Raw genomic sequence first — 2,349 nt, forward strand, 5'->3', positions numbered from 1 at the left:
AAAAAACGCCCTTAAAATGGGCGTTTTGTATCATGATTTTGTAAAATTATGGGCTTGTGCAACGGCTACCATTGTTGTGTGCAGTTTTTTATTCATCTGATTTTTGTAAAAGTCCGATTGTGTCAGATTTGTAAAGGTCAAAATCTACTTCAGTTCCAGTTTTCGCTAAAAAGTCAACCGTTCTTTTATTCAGTCCGAAATATGGTGTTGAAGACTCGGGATTAATATCAATGTCAATTACAAACTGTATTCTTGTCGTTAAATCGTATTTTTCTTTTAGTCCGTTTATCGTTTCCGCTTTGGGTTCAAAAATGTCAATCAGTTTTTCAAGATAACTTTCCAAATCAATTTCATTTCCAGCGTCAATTTGGTATTTCCAAGCTGTTGATTTTGGAACAGGCTCTTTTTTTATCATAACAGAAGTCGGTTTAATATTTAATTCTGCTGTTATTTTTTCTGTGTCGAAATATTCGGCATCAAAAGAAAAATACAAATAATTATTACATTCAGTTCCGCTATATGTTAAGGTCTTCCACATTTTTTTCAAATTGCACACAACGTTTATGTATAAGGAAAGTTGCGTGTTTGTGTGCGAGGATTTTCCGAAGGAAAATCAGAAGCTAGCAAACGAGCAACTAACTTTGGTTTAGCTAAAACTAGCAATTTTTTTTATACGGTGTTAGCAAAAGTTTTATTTAAAATAATATCCTATACTTAACTGTAAGACAGTGTTGGTCGGGTCTATGGAAGTATTAAATTGGCTATCTTCTATATGTATTAATTTTGTTATCCCTTGATACATATTAAATTCAACAAAAAAATCATTAATATCATATCCAACCCCAAAATTAAGTCCATAATCAAATCCGTTTTCTATTTTTCCAAAATCTCTATCTTCTTTTTTTGTCGAAATCAAAAATCCAATTTGTGGACCTACAATTACATAAGGTTTTGAAAAGAATTTAAAATCCAAAGGTATGTTTATATATCCAAGCTTATAGTCAATTATAGCTGTTGATAAATATGAATCATTGCTTTTTTCTCTGTCACCTTGTAACGAAAGCATTAGTTTTGGTCGGAAAGAAATATTATTATTTAATTCATGTTGATAAAGTCCGCCTAAATGAAGACCAAACGATTTTTGAATAGGAACATGTTTTAAAAAGCCATCACTAAGAGTTGAATTATTGATTCCAGCTATTATTCCAAATTGATTTTGCGAAAATGTTAAAAGTGGGAAGAATGAAATCAATAAAATTGTAATAATTCCTTTCATAGAGTTTAGTTTGAATTTTTGCTAACGGTTGGTGTAAGTTTAGTAGCGGATTTGCTTGCGGTTATCCGTCCGAGAGGAACGGATAAATGGGCGTGAATACAACCTTGAAACACCCACCGAACCCGCTATTAAATTTACACTTTGTTACCTGCTGGCTTTTAATTCTTTTGCATTATCTTCAATTAAATCTAACAATTCGAAATCGAATCCAATCGGAATTCTTACTAATCCGGCTACTATTTCATTTTCGTCATTGATATTTACGAAGGGAGAATAATTTTCCTTAATCATAATTTTTCCCAATATCGCATATGAAACTAAGTTGTCATTTTTTGAAATACCATAATCTTTTTTTGCTTGAAGCTTTTCCAATACTGTTTCGAGAATCTGAATTCTTTGATTTGAATTAATTTTATTCAGCAACTCGTCCTGAAGCATAAAGAACTCAATTGTTTGAAACGAAATTTGAATTGGAGTCTCTATTCCTCCGATAAATGGAGGATAATGATTTTTGTCACAATTTAAAGACATTAGTTTATATCTTTCCGTAATAACATTAACAAAGTTTGTTCTTCCATAAAGTTCATTAAATCCATTATTCTCAGATTTAATTCTCTCAAATCCGTCCTGCCCAAAATTAAATGCTCCATAATCAAGTATCAATGGATAAGTTAATAAGGTTTCCAACAAACCCTCTGTCGAAATAGATTTTAACTTACTATTGGGAATTTGGCAAGCCTGAACCATTTCAGATAATGATTTTAAATCTGCCCATTCATCCATTCCAGGAACAATAGGATATTCATAGGTGTCAGAAATTGAAAAAGGCATACACTCTCCTTGTTGAATATCAACTTCGCCTTTTTTGCAACTTATCAAACCGATTAAGGCAATGGTGAAAATCAATATTTGAATGTTTCTCATAATTTGTTTTTTATTGATTTCTTCATCTTATAAAGATGATGTTTAGCTCACAATGGTTGCGTTTTTAAGCTTGCAGGTAACGTTTATGTATATGGAAAGTTGCGTGTTTGTGTGCGAGGATTTTCCGAAGGAAAATCAGAAGCTAGCAA

At 31.7% G+C, this 2,349-nt stretch carries 3 protein-coding genes; all 3 read right to left on the reverse strand.

All coding sequences use genetic code 11. The annotated features are described in order from the left end of the window. Positions 1–88: 88 nt before the first annotated feature. The 3 genes from ACIEHO_RS16450 to ACIEHO_RS16460 all read right to left on the reverse strand — a co-directional run bounded on the left by ACIEHO_RS16450 (position 89) and on the right by ACIEHO_RS16460 (position 2,200). Positions 89–538, reverse strand: coding sequence for a DUF4279 domain-containing protein (locus ACIEHO_RS16450; RefSeq protein WP_406973738.1), 450 nt, complete (start codon positions 536–538; stop codon positions 89–91). A 153-nt stretch (positions 539–691) separates the two neighbouring features. Continuing rightward, the gene (locus tag ACIEHO_RS16455) at positions 692–1,276 is read right to left on the reverse strand and encodes a porin family protein (protein ID WP_406973740.1); all 585 of its coding nucleotides are present in this window, start codon (positions 1,274–1,276) and stop codon (positions 692–694) included. A 144-nt stretch (positions 1,277–1,420) separates the two neighbouring features. Further along, positions 1,421–2,200, reverse strand: a complete 780-nt coding sequence (locus ACIEHO_RS16460) for a hypothetical protein (protein WP_406973742.1) — start codon at positions 2,198–2,200, stop codon at positions 1,421–1,423. Positions 2,201–2,349: the final 149 nt, after the last annotated feature.

The sequence above is a fragment of the Flavisericum labens genome (assembly GCF_045446075.1).
GTDB classification, from domain to species: domain Bacteria; phylum Bacteroidota; class Bacteroidia; order Flavobacteriales; family Flavobacteriaceae; genus Flavisericum; species Flavisericum labens.